At 71.0% G+C, this 14,726-nt stretch carries 19 protein-coding genes; 5 read left to right on the top strand and 14 right to left on the bottom strand.

Annotated features, from left to right (window positions below):
- Positions 1-89: 89 nt before the first annotated feature.
- The 4 genes from Ato02nite_RS41500 to Ato02nite_RS41485 are packed head-to-tail and all read left to right on the top strand — an operon-like array spanning position 90 to position 3,346.
- Complete coding sequence (locus Ato02nite_RS41500; RefSeq protein ID WP_213012199.1) at positions 90-1,094, top strand: ABC transporter ATP-binding protein; 1,005 nt, start codon at positions 90-92, stop codon at positions 1,092-1,094.
- The gene (locus tag Ato02nite_RS41495; RefSeq protein WP_213012198.1) at positions 1,091-1,741 is read left to right on the top strand and encodes an ABC transporter permease; all 651 of its coding nucleotides are present in this window, start codon (positions 1,091-1,093) and stop codon (positions 1,739-1,741) included. Before Ato02nite_RS41500 ends, Ato02nite_RS41495 begins: the two co-directional genes overlap by 4 nt.
- On the top strand, positions 1,738-2,388 hold the full coding sequence (locus Ato02nite_RS41490; RefSeq protein ID WP_213012197.1) for an ABC transporter permease: 651 nt from the start codon (positions 1,738-1,740) through the stop codon (positions 2,386-2,388). Before Ato02nite_RS41495 ends, Ato02nite_RS41490 begins: the two co-directional genes overlap by 4 nt.
- 22 nt (positions 2,389-2,410) lie before the next feature.
- Positions 2,411-3,346, top strand: a complete 936-nt coding sequence (locus Ato02nite_RS41485; protein WP_246608028.1) for an ABC transporter substrate-binding protein — start codon at positions 2,411-2,413, stop codon at positions 3,344-3,346.
- 20 nt (positions 3,347-3,366) lie between these two features.
- Here the strand turns inward: Ato02nite_RS41485 and Ato02nite_RS41480 are convergent, their stop codons facing one another.
- The 11 genes from Ato02nite_RS41480 to Ato02nite_RS41430 all read right to left on the bottom strand — a co-directional run bounded on the left by Ato02nite_RS41480 (position 3,367) and on the right by Ato02nite_RS41430 (position 11,206).
- Entirely contained in the window at positions 3,367-4,113 is a 747-nt protein-coding gene (locus tag Ato02nite_RS41480; RefSeq protein ID WP_213012196.1) for an ABC transporter ATP-binding protein, read from the bottom strand.
- On the bottom strand, positions 4,106-4,906 hold the full coding sequence (locus tag Ato02nite_RS41475) for an ATP-binding cassette domain-containing protein (protein ID WP_213012195.1): 801 nt from the start codon (positions 4,904-4,906) through the stop codon (positions 4,106-4,108). The genes Ato02nite_RS41480 and Ato02nite_RS41475 overlap by 8 nt, the downstream gene beginning before the upstream one ends.
- Positions 4,903-5,115 (bottom strand): hypothetical protein, encoded by a 213-nt coding sequence (locus Ato02nite_RS41470; RefSeq protein WP_213012194.1) that lies wholly within the window; start codon positions 5,113-5,115, stop codon positions 4,903-4,905. Before Ato02nite_RS41470 ends, Ato02nite_RS41475 begins: the two co-directional genes overlap by 4 nt.
- The gene (locus Ato02nite_RS41465) at positions 5,112-6,104 is read right to left on the bottom strand and encodes an ABC transporter permease (protein ID WP_246608027.1); all 993 of its coding nucleotides are present in this window, start codon (positions 6,102-6,104) and stop codon (positions 5,112-5,114) included. The genes Ato02nite_RS41470 and Ato02nite_RS41465 overlap by 4 nt, the downstream gene beginning before the upstream one ends.
- A complete protein-coding gene (locus Ato02nite_RS41460) occupies positions 6,101-7,057 on the bottom strand; it encodes an ABC transporter permease (protein WP_213012193.1) in 957 nt (318 codons plus the stop codon). Before Ato02nite_RS41460 ends, Ato02nite_RS41465 begins: the two co-directional genes overlap by 4 nt.
- Entirely contained in the window at positions 7,057-8,535 is a 1,479-nt protein-coding gene (locus Ato02nite_RS41455) for an ABC transporter substrate-binding protein (RefSeq protein WP_213012192.1), read from the bottom strand. The genes Ato02nite_RS41460 and Ato02nite_RS41455 overlap by 1 nt, the downstream gene beginning before the upstream one ends.
- Before the next feature lie 16 nt (positions 8,536-8,551).
- Positions 8,552-9,214, bottom strand: a complete 663-nt coding sequence (locus Ato02nite_RS41450; RefSeq protein WP_213012191.1) for a DUF1684 domain-containing protein — start codon at positions 9,212-9,214, stop codon at positions 8,552-8,554.
- Between the two features lie 120 nt (positions 9,215-9,334).
- Positions 9,335-10,237: a sulfite exporter TauE/SafE family protein gene (locus tag Ato02nite_RS41445; RefSeq protein WP_213012190.1), complete on the bottom strand. Its 903-nt coding sequence runs from the start codon at positions 10,235-10,237 to the stop codon at positions 9,335-9,337.
- Between the two features lie 42 nt (positions 10,238-10,279).
- The gene (locus Ato02nite_RS41440) at positions 10,280-10,684 is read right to left on the bottom strand and encodes a YidB family protein (protein WP_213012189.1); all 405 of its coding nucleotides are present in this window, start codon (positions 10,682-10,684) and stop codon (positions 10,280-10,282) included.
- Positions 10,684-10,872: a hypothetical protein gene (locus tag Ato02nite_RS41435; protein ID WP_213012188.1), complete on the bottom strand. Its 189-nt coding sequence runs from the start codon at positions 10,870-10,872 to the stop codon at positions 10,684-10,686. The genes Ato02nite_RS41440 and Ato02nite_RS41435 overlap by 1 nt, the downstream gene beginning before the upstream one ends.
- 25 nt (positions 10,873-10,897) lie before the next feature.
- Positions 10,898-11,206, bottom strand: a complete 309-nt coding sequence (locus tag Ato02nite_RS41430) for a cyclic nucleotide-binding domain-containing protein (RefSeq protein WP_213012187.1) — start codon at positions 11,204-11,206, stop codon at positions 10,898-10,900.
- Positions 11,207-11,410: 204 nt separating this feature from the next.
- Here Ato02nite_RS41430 and Ato02nite_RS41425 point away from each other — a divergent pair, with 204 nt between their 5' ends.
- Positions 11,411-11,908 (top strand): hypothetical protein, encoded by a 498-nt coding sequence (locus Ato02nite_RS41425; RefSeq protein WP_213012186.1) that lies wholly within the window; start codon positions 11,411-11,413, stop codon positions 11,906-11,908.
- 7 nt (positions 11,909-11,915) lie between these two features.
- Here Ato02nite_RS41425 and Ato02nite_RS41420 read toward each other — a convergent pair whose 3' ends face one another.
- The 3 genes from Ato02nite_RS41420 to Ato02nite_RS41410 all read right to left on the bottom strand — a co-directional run.
- On the bottom strand, positions 11,916-12,521 hold the full coding sequence (locus Ato02nite_RS41420) for a hypothetical protein (protein WP_213012185.1): 606 nt from the start codon (positions 12,519-12,521) through the stop codon (positions 11,916-11,918).
- A gap of 67 nt (positions 12,522-12,588) precedes the next feature.
- On the bottom strand, positions 12,589-14,127 hold the full coding sequence (locus Ato02nite_RS41415) for an FAD-dependent monooxygenase (protein ID WP_213012184.1): 1,539 nt from the start codon (positions 14,125-14,127) through the stop codon (positions 12,589-12,591).
- Between the two features lie 82 nt (positions 14,128-14,209).
- Positions 14,210-14,726: helix-turn-helix transcriptional regulator (locus Ato02nite_RS41410; RefSeq protein ID WP_213012183.1), on the bottom strand; the 517-nt coding region annotated here is incomplete at its 5' end.

Raw genomic sequence — 14,726 nt, 5'->3', positions numbered from 1 at the left:
GTAAAGGCTCGGGCCGATCGTTTGACATCCTATTCACTACCCCTGAAGTATGAATAGCCTCATTCACCGGAGCGCCGCCTGGGAGTACCATGATCACATTCGACGACGTCGTGAAGGTGTACCCCGGCGGCAGCACGGCCGTCGACCACCTCTCGCTCGAGCTTCCCACCGGGAAGACGACCGTGTTCGTCGGTCCGTCCGGCTGCGGCAAGACCACCTCGCTGCGCATGATCAACCGGATGATCAACCCGACCTCCGGCCGGGTGCTCATCGACGGCAAGGACGTGGCCGGGCAGGACGAGGCTCTCCTGCGGCGCAAGATCGGGTACGTCATCCAGCACGCCGGCCTCTTCCCGCACCGCACCGTGCTGGACAACGTCGCCACCGTGCCGATGCTGCTCGGCAAATCCCGCAAACAGGCCCGCACCGCCGCGCTGGGGTTGCTCGAACGGGTCGGCCTGTCCGCCGAGTTCGCGAGCCGCTACCCGGCCCAGCTCTCCGGCGGCCAGCAGCAGCGCGTCGGCGTGGCCCGGGCGCTCGCCGCCGACCCACCGGTCATGCTGATGGACGAGCCGTTCAGCGCCGTCGACCCGGTCGTGCGCGAGGGGTTGCACCGCGAGTTCCTGCGCCTGCAGAAAGACCTGGGCAAGACGATCGCGATGGTCACCCACGACATCGACGAGGCGATCAAGCTGGGCGACGTCGTCGTCATCCTGCGCCAGGGCGGCAAGCTCGCTCAGATCGGCACCCCGCAGGAGCTGCTCGACCACCCGGCCGACGAGTTCGTGGCCGAGTTCGTGGGCCGCGACCGCGGGCTGCGCAGCCTGTCCTTCGACACCGCCGCCGGCCTGCCGGTGCGCCCGCTGACCGAGGACCTGGTGCTCGACGACGCGGGCCGCCCGATCAGGTGGAGCAGCGGCGAGCCGACCGGCGGCTCGTTCACCGTCGGCGACTCGCTGCGGCTGGTCACCGACCTGGCGATCACCTCGCCGGTCGGCATCGCGGTGCGGGTCGACGCGGACGGCCGGGCCGACGGCCTCGTGCCACACCACGACCTGGTCGACCACCTCGCCGAACGCCGGGCGGCCAAGTGAGCACCTACCTGTCCAACAACTGGGAGACCATCCTGACCGCGCTGCGCCAGCACATCTGGCTCGCGCTGGTCCCGGTCGTGATCGGCTTCGTGGTGGCGCTGCCGATCGGTTACCTCGGCGTCCGCTTCCCCTGGCTCTACCACCCGCTGGTCAACACGTGCGGGGTGCTCTACTCGATCCCGTCGCTGGCGCTGTTCGTCTTCCTGCCGGTCGTCCTCGGCACCAAGATCCTGTCGCCGCTGAACATCGTCGTCGCGCTCACCATCTACACGGTCGCGCTGCTCGCCCGCACCGTCGCCGACGGCCTGCGCTCGGTCGACGCCCTGGTCGTGCAGTCGGCCACCGCGATGGGCTACCGCCGCCTGCGGCGGCTGATCGACGTGGAACTGCCGGTCGCGCTGCCGGTCATCCTGGCCGGTCTGCGGGTGGCCACGGTGTCCAACATCAGCCTGGTCAGCGTCGGCGCCCTGATCGGCGTCGGCGGCCTCGGCCAGCTGTTCACCCGCGGCTTTCAGCTGTTCTACACCCAGCCGATCATCGTCGGCATCGTGCTGTCGGTGGCCCTGGCCGGCATCTGCGACCTGGCCATCGTCGGCCTGCAGCGGCTCGTCACGCCGTGGACCCGTTACCAGCGAGGTGCCGCGTGAACCTCTCCTACCTGTTCGACGCGGCGCACTGGAGCCTCACCGACGACGGCAGCATCCCGCAGCTGATCCTCTCGCATGTCTGGTACGTCGTGCTCGCCCTCATCATCGGCACGATCATCGCGCTGCCGGTCGGCCTGTACATCGGGCACACCGGCCGCGGGTCGTTCCTGGCCATCAACGCCGGAAACGCCGGCCGCTCACTGCCCACCCTCGGCCTGCTGATGCTCATGGTCACCCTGCTCGGCCTCGGCCTGACCCCGGTGCTGATCGCGCTGACCGTGCTGGTCATCCCCCCGATCCTGACCTCGGCGTACGCCGGGATGCGGACCCTCGACCACCGGGTGGTCGACGCGGCCCGCGGCATGGGTATGCGTCCCTCGCAGGTGCTGTTCAAGGTGGAACTGCCGATGGCGCTGCCGGTGATGATGAGCGGCTTCCGCAGCGCCGCCCTGCAGGTGGTGGCCACCGCGACGGTGGCCGCGGCGGTCGGCCTCAACGGCCTCGGCCGCCTCCTGATCGACGGCCTCGCCGTCAACGATTACTCCCGTGTGCTGGCCGGCGCCATCGTCGTCGCGGTGCTGGCGGTCGTTCTCGACCTGATCCTCGCGCTGGCCCAGCGCTGGATCGTCTCCCCCGGGCTCCGCTAGAAAAGAACGAAAGGCCAACCCCTTGTTGCGTACGCGAATCGCCGGCGTTCTCGCCGCCGGCGTCACCCTTGCACTCACCCTGTCCGCCTGTGGCGCCAACGACGACCCGCTCAGCAACGAGCCGGCCGGCGGCAGCAGCGCCTCGACCTCCACGGTCACCATCGGCTCGGCCAACTTCGCCGAGAGCGAGCTGCTCGGCGAGATCTACGCGCAGGCCCTGGAGGCCAAGGGCGTGACGGTCAAGCGCCAGTTCAACATCGGCGCCCGCGAGCTCTACCTGAAGGCGTTGCAGGACGGCTCGATCGACCTGCTGCCCGAGTACAACGGCGCCCTGCTCTCCGCGCTGGCCAAGGGCGGCGCGCCGGAGGGCGTGAGCAGCCCCGACCAGGTGCTCACCGAGCTCAAGAAGGTGCTGCCGGCCGGCACCGAGGTGCTCGAGCAGTCGGCGGCCGAGGACAAGGACACCCTGACGGTCACCAGCGCGACGGCCGCGAAATACAGCCTGAAGACCATCGAGGACCTCAAGCCGGTGGCGAACCAGCTCACCATCGGTGCCGGTCCGGAGTGGCAGGAGCGTTACCAGGGCCTCAAGGGCCTGGAGTCCCTCTACGGCATCAAGTTCAAGACCTTCAAGCCGCTCGACGCCGGCGGCCCGCTGACCGTCAACGCCCTCACCAAGGGCCAGATCGACGTCGGCAACATCTTCTCCACCGACTCGTCGATCGCCACCAACAAGTTCGTCGTCCTGGAGGACCCGAAGAACCTCTACCTGGCCGAGAACATCATCCCGCTGATCCGCACGGCGGCCAACAACCCGACGGTCAGCGGCGCCCTCAACGCCGTCTCGGCCAAGCTGACCACCGAGAACCTGACCACCTACCTGGCCAAGGTCCAGGTCGACAAGCAGGACACCGCTGCGGTAGCCAAGGCCTTCCTGACCGAGAACGGCCTGGTCTGACCCAAGGTGCCCCGCCTCCCTCACGCCGGGAGGCGGGGCACGCTTTCCAGCAACCTCCTGGTGTACGGGTGGGAAGGCGCACCCAGCACCTGGCTTGTCGGGCCCTGTTCGACCAGGCGGCCGTGCTCCAGGACGGCGGTGTGTTCGCACAGTTCGGCTACCACGCCCAGATCGTGCGAGACCAGCAGGATCGTGAGGCCCCGGTCGGCGCACAGCGAGCCGAGCAGGTCCACTATGCGCACCCGAGTTGTCAGGTCCAGGGCGCTGACCGGCTCGTCGGCCAGCAGCAGGCGTGGGTTGCCGACGATGGCGCGGGCGATCGCTATGCGCTGGCGCTGGCCGCCGGAGAACTCGTGCGGGTAGCGGCCGGCCGTGTCGGTGGGCAGGCCGACGGCCTCCAGGGCCGCGGCCACCTTGGCCGGCTCGGCGCCCAGCCCCAGGCCGCGCAGTGGTTCGGCGACGATGCGGCCGATGCGGTGGCGGGGGTCCAGCGAAGAGTACGGGTCCTGGAAGACCGCCTGCACCGCCCGCCGGTAGTCGCGCAGCCGCCCGCGGGTGAGCAGGCCGCCCTCGAACCGGATGGCCCCCTCGGTCGGCCGGGTCAGGCCCAGGAGCAGCCGCAGCAGTGTGGTCTTGCCCGCTCCCGACTCCCCCACCAGGGCCACGTTGCGGCCGGGCGGCACGGCCAGCGACACGTCGGTGAGAACGGCCGCGCCGCCGCGGTAGGCGTAGCCCACCCGGTCGGCGGAGATGATCGGTTCAGTCACGGCCGGTCCGTTCCAGGGCGGCGTCGAAGCGACGGGCGCTGTCGACGAGCGTGCGGGTGTACGGGTGCTCGGGGCGGGCGATCACGTCGGCGATCGGGCCGGACTCGACGATCCGGCCGTCGCGCAGCACGTGCGTGTCGCGGGTGACGCGGGCCGCCACCGGCAGGTCGTGGGTGATGAACAGCAGCGCGGTGCCGCGGGTCGCGACCAGGCGGTCCAGCAGGTCGAGGATCTCGGCCTGGACGGTGACGTCGAGGGCGGTGGTCGGCTCGTCGGCGATCAGCAGCCGGGGGCGGCAGGCCAGGGCCATCGCGATCGCGACGCGCTGCCGCTGGCCGCCGGAGAGCTCGTGCGGGTACGAGCGGGCGATCCGCTCGGCGTCGGTCAGGCGCACCTCGGCCAGGGCCTCGCCGATGGCGGACCGCAGCGCCGCGCCGCGCAGGCCGTGCAGTCGCCGTAGCGGGCCGGCGATCTGCCGGCCGGCCGTCATCAGCGGGTCGAGCGCGGTGAGCGGTTCCTGGAAGACGATGGCGGCGACCGGGCCGCGTGCGGCGGTCCGCTGCTTCTCCGGCGCGCGGATCATGTCGACGCCGTCGAGCCGGATATCCCCCGTGGCGCTGAGGCCGGGCGGCAGCAGCCCGGTGACGGCGAGTGCGGTGAGCGACTTCCCCGAGCCGGACTCGCCGATCAGCCCGGCCCGGTCCCCGGCCGCGACGGCGAACGAAACGTCGTCGACCAGCGCCCGCCCGGCCTGATCCCGAACGGTCAGTCCCTCGACGGCGAGCAGGCTCATCCGGCCACCTTTCGCGGATCGGCGCCCAGGCCCCGGCCATCGAGCAGCTCGGCACCCAAACTCCGGCCATCGAGCGGCTCAGCGCCCAGGCCCCGGCCATCGAGCGGCTCAGCGCCCAAACCCCGGCCATCAAGCGGCTCGGCACCCAAACCCCGGCCATCGAGCGGCTCGGCAACGCGACGCCGGGCTTCGGCGGTGTGGGCGTTCATCGGTTGGCCCTTCGGGGGTCGGCCAGATCACGCAGGCCGTCGGCGGTCAGGTTCATGCCGATCACCAGGGCTACCAAGGCCAGGCCGGGGGCCAGCGCGGCGGCGGGCGCGGTCAGGACGGTGGCCTGGGCCTCGTAGAGCATGCGGCCCCAGGACGCGTTCGGTGGTGGGGTGCCCAGACCCAGGTACGAGAGGCTGGCCTCGGCCAGGACCGCCAGGCCGGCCTGCAGGGCCAGATTGACCAGGACCACCGGGGCGATGTTCGGCAGGACGTGGCTGGCCACGATGCGCGGCCAGGAGATGCCGGCGATGCGGGCGGCGGTGATGTAGTCGCGGCCGAGGACCTGTTTGACCAGCACGCGCGTCAGGCGGGCCACGATCGCGGCCATGGCCAGGCCGATCGCCAGGATCGCGGTGCCCAGGGAGGCGCCGGTGCCGGCCACGATCAGCATCGCGAGCAGCAGGGTGGGGAAGGCGATCAGGATGTCCAGGACCACGGCGGCGGCGTCGTCGAGCCAGCGGGTGGCGAAGCCGGCCAGCAGGCCGAAGCTCACGCCGAGGATGCCGCCGACGGCCACCGCACCGAGCGCCGTGGCCAGCGCGATACGGCCGCCGATCAGCAGCTGGGTGAGCAGGTCGCGGCCGAGTTTGTCGGTGCCGAGCAGGTGGTCGCCGCCGGGCGGCATCAGCCGGCCGCCGGAGGTGTCGTCGGGGGCGAACGGCAGCCAGAAGTACGAGACGAGCACCCCGCCCGCGATGATCGCGACAAGCATGAGACCGATGACGAGGTGCAGCGATCGGCGCCGCGACCCGGCGCCGGCCTGCGCCGAGGCCGACGGCGGGCCAAGCGGCGAGGTCGGCGACAAACCCGGCGGCGAGGTCGGCGAGGAGCCCGGCGGCGAGGTCGGCGACAAACCCGGCGGCGAGGTCGGCGACAAACCTGGCGGCGAGGTCGGCGAGGAGCCCGGCCGCGGGGCGGTGCTGCTCATGAGGCCGTCCGGTTGCGCAGGCGCGGGTCGACCAGGCGCTGGGCCAGGTCGCCGAGGAAGCCGACGACCAGGACGGTGGCCGTGCTGACCAGCATGACGCCCTGGATGACCGGGTAGTCGTGCTGGCTGATGCCGCGGACCAGCAGGCCGCCGAGGCCGGGCAGGGCGAAGACGCTCTCCACCACTACCGCGCCGAGGAAGGTGGTGGCCAGTTCCATGGCCAGGACGGCGATGACGGGTACGGCCGCGTTGCGCAGCCCGTGCCGGCGCATCGCCTGCCCTTTGGTGTAGCCGAGCGATCGGGCGGTACGCAGGTAGTCGGCCCCGAGTACGTCCAGGGTGGCCGTCCGGACGTACCGGATGAGGCTGGCCGACATGACCAGCGCGACCGTGATGACCGGCAGGACCAGCGCCTCGGTCGCCGGGCCGGGTGCGGCCCAGCCGTCCGGCGGGAAGCCGCCGGCCGGCAGTACCTGCAGCTTCAGCGCGAAGACGGTGATCAACAACAAACCCACCCAGAACGCGGGTACGGCGATGCCGAACTGGGCGACCGCGTTGAGCACCGGGCCGTACCAGCGGTCGGCCCGCACTGCGGCGAGCACGCCGACCGGCACCGCGACGAGTACGGCCAGCAGGAACGCCGCGAGCGTCAGCGGCACGGTGACCGGCAGCCGGGTGACGATCTCGGGGCCGACCGGCAGCGTACTGATCAGCGATTTGCCGAGGTCGAGCGTGAGGACGTGGCCCAGCCAGGTGCCGAACTGGGAGAGCAGCGGCGCGTCCGTGCCGAGCTGCCGCCGGGCGGCCTCGATCTGCTCGGGGGTCGCGCCCACCGGGAGCAGAGCGTTGGCCGGGTCGCCCGGCAGCAGCCGGAGCAGCACGAACAGTGCCACGGCAGCGAGGAACAGCGATCCGATGAGGATCGCTGTCCGCCGCACGAGGTACGAGATCATCAGCTCTTTGTGATGCCGTACGCGAAGAACTGGGCGTTGAGGCCGTTGAGCGGGTAGCCGGACAGCTTCGACGAGGCCACCACGATCTGGGGGTAGAGGTAGAGCCAGTCGCTGGCCGCGTCGGCGGCGATCTGCTCGTTGGCCTTCTTCAGCAGCGCGGTCTGCTCGTCGGCCGACGACGCCTGCTCGGCCCGGTCGATCCACGCGGTGACCTGCTTGTTGTCGTAGCCCCAGTAGAAGTCGGGGTTGCCGTACCAGACGACGTCGCGGTCGTTGACGTGCTCCTGGAGCGTCGCCGTGAAGTCGTGCTTCTGGTAGACCTTCGTGTACCACTCGTCGGCGCTGATCGTGTTGATGGTGACGGTGACGCCGACCTTCGCGAGCTCGCTCTTGATGAAGGTCGCCACGGTCGGGTGCGGGTCGTAGCTGGGCGTGTCGAGCGTGAAGCTCAGCCCCTTGATCGAAGCAGCCGCCGACGGGTCGTAGGCGTTGACCGACGTCAGGTCCTCGTACCACGGGTCGCTCGGCGGGACCATCGAGCCGATCACGGTGCCGTACTCACCCCAGATCGAGGTGAGCAGCTTCTTCTTGTCGATCGCCTTGGTGATGGCCTGGCGCACCTTCACGTCGGTGAACGGCGCGACCTTGTCGTTGAAGGCGAGCAGCAGCTTCGTCGTACCCTGGCCGTTGTTGACCTTGTAGTTGCTGTTGTTCTTGAACTGCGCGAGGGCATCGGGGCTCTGCTCGCTGGTGACGACGTCGACGGCGTTGGTGAGCAGCGCGTTGTTCAGCGCGGTGGCGTCGGTGAAGTAGTGGAACACCACGGACGCGTTCTTGGCCGGCGTACCCCAGTAGCCGTCGAACTTCGTCAGCGTGAGCGTCGAGCCCCGCTTCCATTCGCCCAGCTTGTACGGGCCGGTGCCGTCCGCCTTGGTGGTCAGGTCGGTGGCCGCCGAGTTGATCACCCAGATGTAGCTGAGGTTGTAGACGAACGAGATCGACCGGGTCTTCAGCGTGACGACGACGGTCGAGTCGTCCGGGGTGGCGATCGACTTGATGACCTCGAGGTTGCTCTTGCGGGCCGACTTCGAGTTCTCGGCGGTCACCTTCTCGATGCTGGCCTTCACGTCGGCCGAGGTCAGCGCCTTGCCGGAGTGGAACTTCACGTTCGGCTGGAGGGTGAACGTGTAGGTGAGGCCGTCCTCGCTGACCTTCTGGTCCTTGGCCAGCAGCGGCTCGACCTTGCCGTCGTCGGTGAGCTTGAACAGGCCCTCGTACACGTTGCCGTTCAGCGCCTCGGTGACGCCCTGGCCGCCGCCGGCGGTGTTGTCCAGGTTCTGCGGCTCGTAGAGCGAGCCCACCTGGATGGTGGCGGCAGCGCCGTCCGCGGTCGAGCTTCCGTCCTCCTTGTCGCCGCAAGCGGCCACGAGGCTCAGCGCGGTGACCGCCGCCAGCGAGGCCGTTATCAAACGTCGCACGGTGTATTTCTCCATTTCAGTGCACAAATCCCGGCTTGAAGATCGGAAGCTTTTCGCCGGCCTCGACCGGCACGGCCAGGCGGTTCTGCGGCGGCGGGAGCGGGCAGTTGTAGTGCTCCGAGAACCCGCACGGCGGCACGAAGGCCCGGTTGAAGTCGAGGCGGACCAGCTCATCGGAGAGCCGCTCGACGATCAAGAACCGACCGCCGCCGTACGTCTGGGAGCCGTTGGTCGGGTCGCCGAAGACCAGCAGCAACTCGCCGTCGTCGTCGAACGCGCTCAGCGTGTAGTCACGGCCGGCCAGGGTGAGGTGGAGATCACCAGGAACCGGCAGGTCACGGGTGCGTCCTTTGTCACGCAGGTGTTCGAACGGCTTTTGATCCGGGGCGTCCGTCCAGCGGGCCTCGAGCACCCACGCCGGGTCGTAGGCGAACGTGTCGATCCGCTCGAAGTTCCGGATGGCCGGGGACTCGGCGTCCCAGAGGCGCACGCCCGGTAGCCCCTCGCGGTTGCGCAGCAGTGTGGCGCGCACGGTGGCCGGTTGCCCGGCGAGCGCGGCGTCCGGATCGTCGGCACCCCAGCGGGTGTCGATCAGCGCCAGGTTGCCGGCCGGCGCGGTGACCGCGCTGCGGCGGGCCGCCTTCCAGGCATCGTGTTCCTCCACCGTCACGGTGGCCATCCCCTTAGTTGATCTTGACGACTTCCCAGGCAAACCCTACAACTCTCATAGGTTTACTCACCATGGTCACCATGATCACACCGCCGCGGCCCACCCCACGGGGCCGCGGCGGCAGGATGGTCACGCAGCCGCGGCCGCGATGATCTGGCGATCCTCGTCCCGGTGCAGGCGGTACTGCTGGATCGAGTACGCCAGAGCCGCCGCCCAGATCACGTAGATCACCGTGTAGACGGCGTACCGGGTGGTGTCCGGGGCGTCGATCCAGTCGCTGCGCAGCAGGGTGCGCATGTTGGTCAGGATGATGATCCCGCCCACCGCCGAGCCGAGCACCCGCGGCGGGATGTGCCGGACCAGCCAGGCCGCGATCGGCGCCGCGATGATCCCGCCCAGCAGCAGAGCGAGCGCCCAGGTGGCGTTGACGCCTTCCCCGCCGATCCCGAACAGGAAGCCGAGGCTGGCCGCGATCGCCACCAGGAACTCGCTGGCGTCGATGGAGCCGATCGTCTTACGCGGCTCGAGCCGGCCGCTGGCCAGGATGGCCGGCGTGCCGACCGGGCCCCAGCCGCCACCGCCGGTGGCGTCGACGAACCCGCCGACCAGGCCGAGCGGGGCCAGGAACCGCTTGCGCAGCGGCTTGCCGAGGTCGGCCTTGGGCAGGCCGGCCACGGTGAAGCGGACGAACACGTAGAGGCCGAGGAGCAGCAGGATGATGGACATGAGCGGGGCGGCGGTGTCGGTCGACAGGCCGGAGAGAAACGTCGCACCGGCGAAGGCGCCGACGGCCCCGGGCACACCGATCTTCAGGACGACCTTCCAGTCGACGTTGCCGAAGCGCCAATGGGAGAGGCCGGCGACCAGCGTGGTGCCGATCTCGGCGAGATGGACGGTGGCTGAAGCGGCGGCCGGGCTGGTGCCGATGGCAAGAAGCAGCGTGGTCGAGGTGACGCCGTACGCCATTCCGAGACTGCCATCGACGAGCTGGGCCCCGAGCCCGACGAGCGCGAGCAGAACCAGTTTCGTCATCCCTAATCCCTATAGCACCTATAGGCTTTAGGCAATACCGGCTCACTGGTTGCCGAAAACACCGGCCTCCAGGTCGTCCTCGCGGCGGGCCTCGGTGATCTCGCCGGCCAGCCGGGCCGGGTCGACGATCCGGCCGCCGGGGCTGACCGCGTCGACCAGGTCGGGCAGCAACCCGGCGAGCTGCCGGCTGACCACGCCGGAGTCGGTGCCGGTGGCGGCGGCCAGGTCGCCGAGCGGGCCGTCGCCGAGCGCGGCACGCACCTGGTCGGGGGTCATGGCCAGATTGCGCGTGTCGTCGGAGAGCCAGCTGCGGTACTGCTCGGGGCTCACCGTGCCGGCCAGATCCAGCACGATGGCGTGCAGCCGGGGCGCGGCGCCCAGGCCGAGGATCAGCTCCCGGACCTCAGGATCGTCCAGCAGGATCGCCAGTTTCGTGATGTCGTCCATCAGAGTTCCCCGCCCAGGGCGCTGGCCAGGCGATCGGGGGTCAGTCCGAGCCGGTAGAGCAGGGCGGCGTCGGCGGGGTTCGCCATGTCGAGCCGCTCGGGCAGCTGCTCGGCCACCGACTGGGCGTGGTCGGGCCCGTAGGCGCGGCGGATGACGCGGAGCGCGTGGGTCTTGGTGATGACGGGCATGGAGTCTTCCTCTCGGGCGACGGCATCAGCTAGGACCGGACAGCCCCGCCCGTTGTGACTCTTGCGGGCGCGACTTTGCGCCGACCAGCTCGCCGGGCAACCGGATGCCCAGCAGGGTCTCGCACCCCTCGACCGCCGTGGTCACCTTGACGAAGCCGCTCTCCAGCACCACGACGTGCGAGCCCAGAACGCCCTCGCGCAGGATGCTGCGGCCGCTCTGATAGCGGCGCCGGGCGCTGCGCCGGAGCAACTCCTCGGCAACGGGCCGGGACAGGCCACCGAGGAACGTTCTGGGCGCCCAGCCGGCGGCGCGCCCGGGGATCGCCTCCGCCATGACACCCCCTACGGTCGCCACCGTCCATCATGCCGGTGCCGGAACCGGAACGGGTAGGCCGATCGGCACGGACCGTGGCCGATCATCACGGTCCGTTGTGCACCGCAGGTCGATGGGGTCCGGGCACGGCCGGTTCGAGAATTGGTCCGTGCCGAAACGCTCGCTGTTCCACCCGATCCCCGCCCGCACGACAGGGAGACAGCGATGCCCGGCCCGATCCTGAACACCGTGGAGCTCAACCGGTTGCCGTTCACCCGACGGCCGATCGCCCAGCCGGGCACCGTTCTCGTCTTTCAGATGCCGGACAACCAACTGGTCGCTCCCGAACCCCCGTACACCACCGGGGAGACCTGGTGGAAAGGCCCGACGACGGCGTACGTCGTGGACAACCGCCCGCACCACGCGGTGTTCGCCTGCCGGTTGCCGGCCCTGGGCGGCGCCCTGTTCTTCGCCGCCACCGTTCGTTTCACCTGGCGGGTGCACCAGCCGATCGAGGTCGTCCGCGAGCAGGTGCAGGACCCGGCAACCGAGTGCGAGACCTTTCTGACCGCCAACCTGCCCGCCATCACCCGCACCCACGCGTACGACGTACCGGCCGCGGCCGAGGATGACATCGCGCGCCGGATCGGCCGGCAGCTGCTGCCCCTGCCCGGCCGCGGCGTCGGCATCGTTGCCGTGCACGCCCATCTGCGGCAGGAATGACCGACGCTCAGTGCGCCTGCCGCAGGACCTCGGTGAGACGGGTCTCCGCCCGGCTGGCGGCCAGCCGCCCGCCGTGCAGCACGGTCAGGTCCTCGACCGCGCAGGCCGGTGGGCGGAACATGTTCGCGGCGGCCAGCGCCGGGTTGGCCCGGGCCCAGGCGAGCAGGGCGGCGCGCAGCCCGTCGGGAACGTCGTCGGCTGACCCGCCGGGGCCGGTCGCCGCCGCCACGAACGGCTGCCGGTGCGGCCAGAACGACCACACCTTCGTCTCGTCGATGAGCTGCTCGACCGGGTCCTGCCGCTGGTAGCGCCACGCTATCTCGATCGAGCGGGCACTCCCGTCGGCGATCAGCTCGCCGACCATGCCGTGTCGCGCGTGCGGGCCGGCCACCTCGTAGAACGTGCTGCGGCAGCCGCGCGGCCGGGCCGCGCCCACGATGGTCTTCCAGGTCAGCGGGCGCCCCGGCGAGGCGGCGAGCAGCTCGGCGACCGCCCGGTAATAGATGATCTTCGTCTGCCAATGGTTACGGCGCGGGGAGGGGTTGTCGGCGAGCCGCGTGTACCAGCCCGCGATCGTGGTCCGACCCAGGTCCTCGGTGATCCTCGTTGACATCGTCCCTCTGTCCGTTCGAGATCTACGGGGAGATGTCGAGCCTCGCCGGAGGGACCGGGCCCGCGCATCACGTGTTTTCGTATAACTGCTGTCGTGCCCCGGTCACGTCGTCGAGAACACCGTCGCAGTCGACCGGCGGGCCGTCCGCGCACCACGCGACCAACTGGTCGGGGCGGATCAGCACGAGCCGCCCGCACCAGGCGGCCGGCACCGGAGCCCCGGCCAGCGGCAGGTGCCGCACCGGGATGCCGCGCACCCGCGCCGCCTTGACCAGCGGATAACCATCCTGGCCGAGGGTCAGGTCGACCAGGGTGAACTGCGGGCCCAGCCGATCGAAGAACTGGCCGCCACCGGCGAGCCGGAAGGCGTGCGGGCGGAACCCGGGACTGCCGGCCGTCTCGGCCGGTCCGGTGCCGGCCGGGTCGACCTGGGGCGGCCCGTTCCGGAGTACGGCCGCCAGCGCCGCACCGTCCGCACCGGAATCCACCAGCCGCTGCAGGCGGCTCCGGGTCGACCGGCTGCGGGCGCCCCGCTCCCGGTCGGCCAGGGCGTGCCGCCGCCGCTCGGTCTGGTAGCCGGCCAGCAGCCGGTCACCGGCCCAGCCGTGCACCGCCGCGGCCAGCCGCCAGCCCAGGTCGACGGCGTCGCCGATGCAGGTGGCCAGGTCGTCACCGGGCGTCTCGACCTGGTGGGCGGCCTGCCCGGCCAGGAAGACCCGGCCCTGCCGGTAGGACCGGGCGACCGACGGCACCCCGGACCGCTGCACCACGGTCACGATCCGCGCCGGGTCGTCGGGCAGGCCGAGCCGGTCCTGAAGCAGGTCGGCCGGGTTGGCGACGGCGTCCTGGTCGTCCGCCCCGACCGGCACGTAGGCCACGCACCGGTCGCCGTCGTGGCCCGCGACCACGGTCGCTCCCCCGGTGACCAGCACGGCCGGGTTGGCCCACCGGCCGGCCAGCGCGGGGCTGCGGAAGTGCAGGGCGAGGTAGGGGGCGGGCGGGCCGAGCTTCTCCAGGGTCAGGCCGGCGCAGCGGCGTACGGTGCTGTCGGCCCCGTCGCACCCGGCCAGGTAGCCCGCCTCGACCAGGTGCCGCGCCCCGCCCTCGGCGTCGAGCACCGTCGCGGTCACCGTGTCCGCCGTGGTCTCCACCTCGGTGAGGGTCCATCGGGTGCGCAGGTCGATCAGCGGGTGCCCGCGCAACGCCCGCCGCAGCCGGGAGATCAGTCCGGGACTGGAGATAAGAACGTACGGCTCGACGGGTGCGACGCCGTCGGCGGTGGCGGCGTACGTCTCCCGGAGGGTGGCCACCGGCGGCAGCCGCCACTGCAGCGCCGGTGGCCGGTCCATCCCCGCCGACCAGAGGAAGTCGAGCGGGCAGTCCGGGTCGAGGCCGGCCGCCCGCAGGTCGCCGGTCAGATCCAGCCGGCGCAGCAACTCCATGCTGCGCCCGTTGATCATCAGCAGGTCGGGGATCCGGGCCGGCCGGTCGGCTCTCTCCACCACCATGCTCGGCACGCCGTGATGAGCCAGCTCGAGCGCGGTCAGCGAGCCGGCGACGCCGGCACCGGCCACGAGCACCGGCGTACGCAAGGCGGGTGTCGGCATGGAGGTCCCTTGAGGCGGAGGGATGGGCGGCGTGTTACACCGCCATGCTCGGCGCCCGGAGGGTCATCCGTACATTACGTATTCACGTGGTTGGGCCGCATTCCCGGGCGACCACGGCGGCGAGTTCGGCCCGGCGCCGTACGCCCAGCTTGCTGAAGATGTTCCGCAGATGCGCGTCCACCGTGTGCTTGGAGATGAACAGGATCTCCGCGACTTCGATGTTGGTGCAGCCCCGGCCGACCTCGATGGCCACCCGGCGCTCGGCCGGGGAGAGCTGCGGCAGGCAGGGCGCGGCCGGTGCGGGCGGTTCCGGCGCGACCGTACCGCGGGCCCGCAGTACGGCTTCGATCCGCGCCCGGACCCGTTCGGCCCCGCAAGCGGTGACGATGGACAGCGCCTCCTCGTAGCCGGAGCCGCCGATCGACGCCGCGTCCTCGAGGGCCGCGGCCAGCGCGAGCGGCCGGTTCGCCAGCCGGAACTCGGCGACGGCCTGCTGAATCCGGGCCAGGTCGCCGTCGTGGACGCCGGTGGCGTGCGCCGCGGCACCGGCCGCCGAGTGCGAGCCGGGGTTGCGTTCGGCGAAGCGCCGGGCGGCCACG

Origin of the sequence: Paractinoplanes toevensis, assembly GCF_018332695.1 — a bacterium.
Classification (GTDB): Bacteria; Actinomycetota; Actinomycetes; order Mycobacteriales; family Micromonosporaceae; genus Actinoplanes; species Actinoplanes toevensis.
Note: the sequence above shows the minus strand (reverse complement) of the source record. Positions and strands in the feature narration are given on the sequence as shown.

Excerpts from the sequence above, each read along its gene's own strand:
- Ato02nite_RS41425 (WP_213012186.1), top strand. The coding sequence starts at position 11,411 with ATGCCCGGCCCGATCCTGAACACCGTGGAGCTCAACCGGTTGCCGTTC.
- Ato02nite_RS41430 (WP_213012187.1), bottom strand. The coding sequence starts at position 11,206 with ATGGCGGAGGCGATCCCCGGGCGCGCCGCCGGCTGGGCGCCCAGAACG.
- Ato02nite_RS41415 (WP_213012184.1), bottom strand. The coding sequence starts at position 14,127 with ATGCCGACACCCGCCTTGCGTACGCCGGTGCTCGTGGCCGGTGCCGGC.
- Ato02nite_RS41470 (WP_213012194.1), bottom strand. The coding sequence starts at position 5,115 with ATGAACGCCCACACCGCCGAAGCCCGGCGTCGCGTTGCCGAGCCGCTC.
- Ato02nite_RS41475 (WP_213012195.1), bottom strand. The coding sequence starts at position 4,906 with ATGAGCCTGCTCGCCGTCGAGGGACTGACCGTTCGGGATCAGGCCGGG.
- Ato02nite_RS41445 (WP_213012190.1), bottom strand. The coding sequence starts at position 10,237 with ATGACGAAACTGGTTCTGCTCGCGCTCGTCGGGCTCGGGGCCCAGCTC.
- Ato02nite_RS41420 (WP_213012185.1), bottom strand. The coding sequence starts at position 12,521 with ATGTCAACGAGGATCACCGAGGACCTGGGTCGGACCACGATCGCGGGC.
- Ato02nite_RS41465 (WP_246608027.1), bottom strand. The coding sequence starts at position 6,104 with ATGAGCAGCACCGCCCCGCGGCCGGGCTCCTCGCCGACCTCGCCGCCA.
- Ato02nite_RS41450 (WP_213012191.1), bottom strand. The coding sequence starts at position 9,214 with ATGGCCACCGTGACGGTGGAGGAACACGATGCCTGGAAGGCGGCCCGC.
- Ato02nite_RS41460 (WP_213012193.1), bottom strand. The coding sequence starts at position 7,057 with ATGATCTCGTACCTCGTGCGGCGGACAGCGATCCTCATCGGATCGCTG.
- Ato02nite_RS41435 (WP_213012188.1), bottom strand. The coding sequence starts at position 10,872 with ATGCCCGTCATCACCAAGACCCACGCGCTCCGCGTCATCCGCCGCGCC.
- Ato02nite_RS41440 (WP_213012189.1), bottom strand. The coding sequence starts at position 10,684 with ATGGACGACATCACGAAACTGGCGATCCTGCTGGACGATCCTGAGGTC.
- Ato02nite_RS41500 (WP_213012199.1), top strand. The coding sequence starts at position 90 with ATGATCACATTCGACGACGTCGTGAAGGTGTACCCCGGCGGCAGCACG.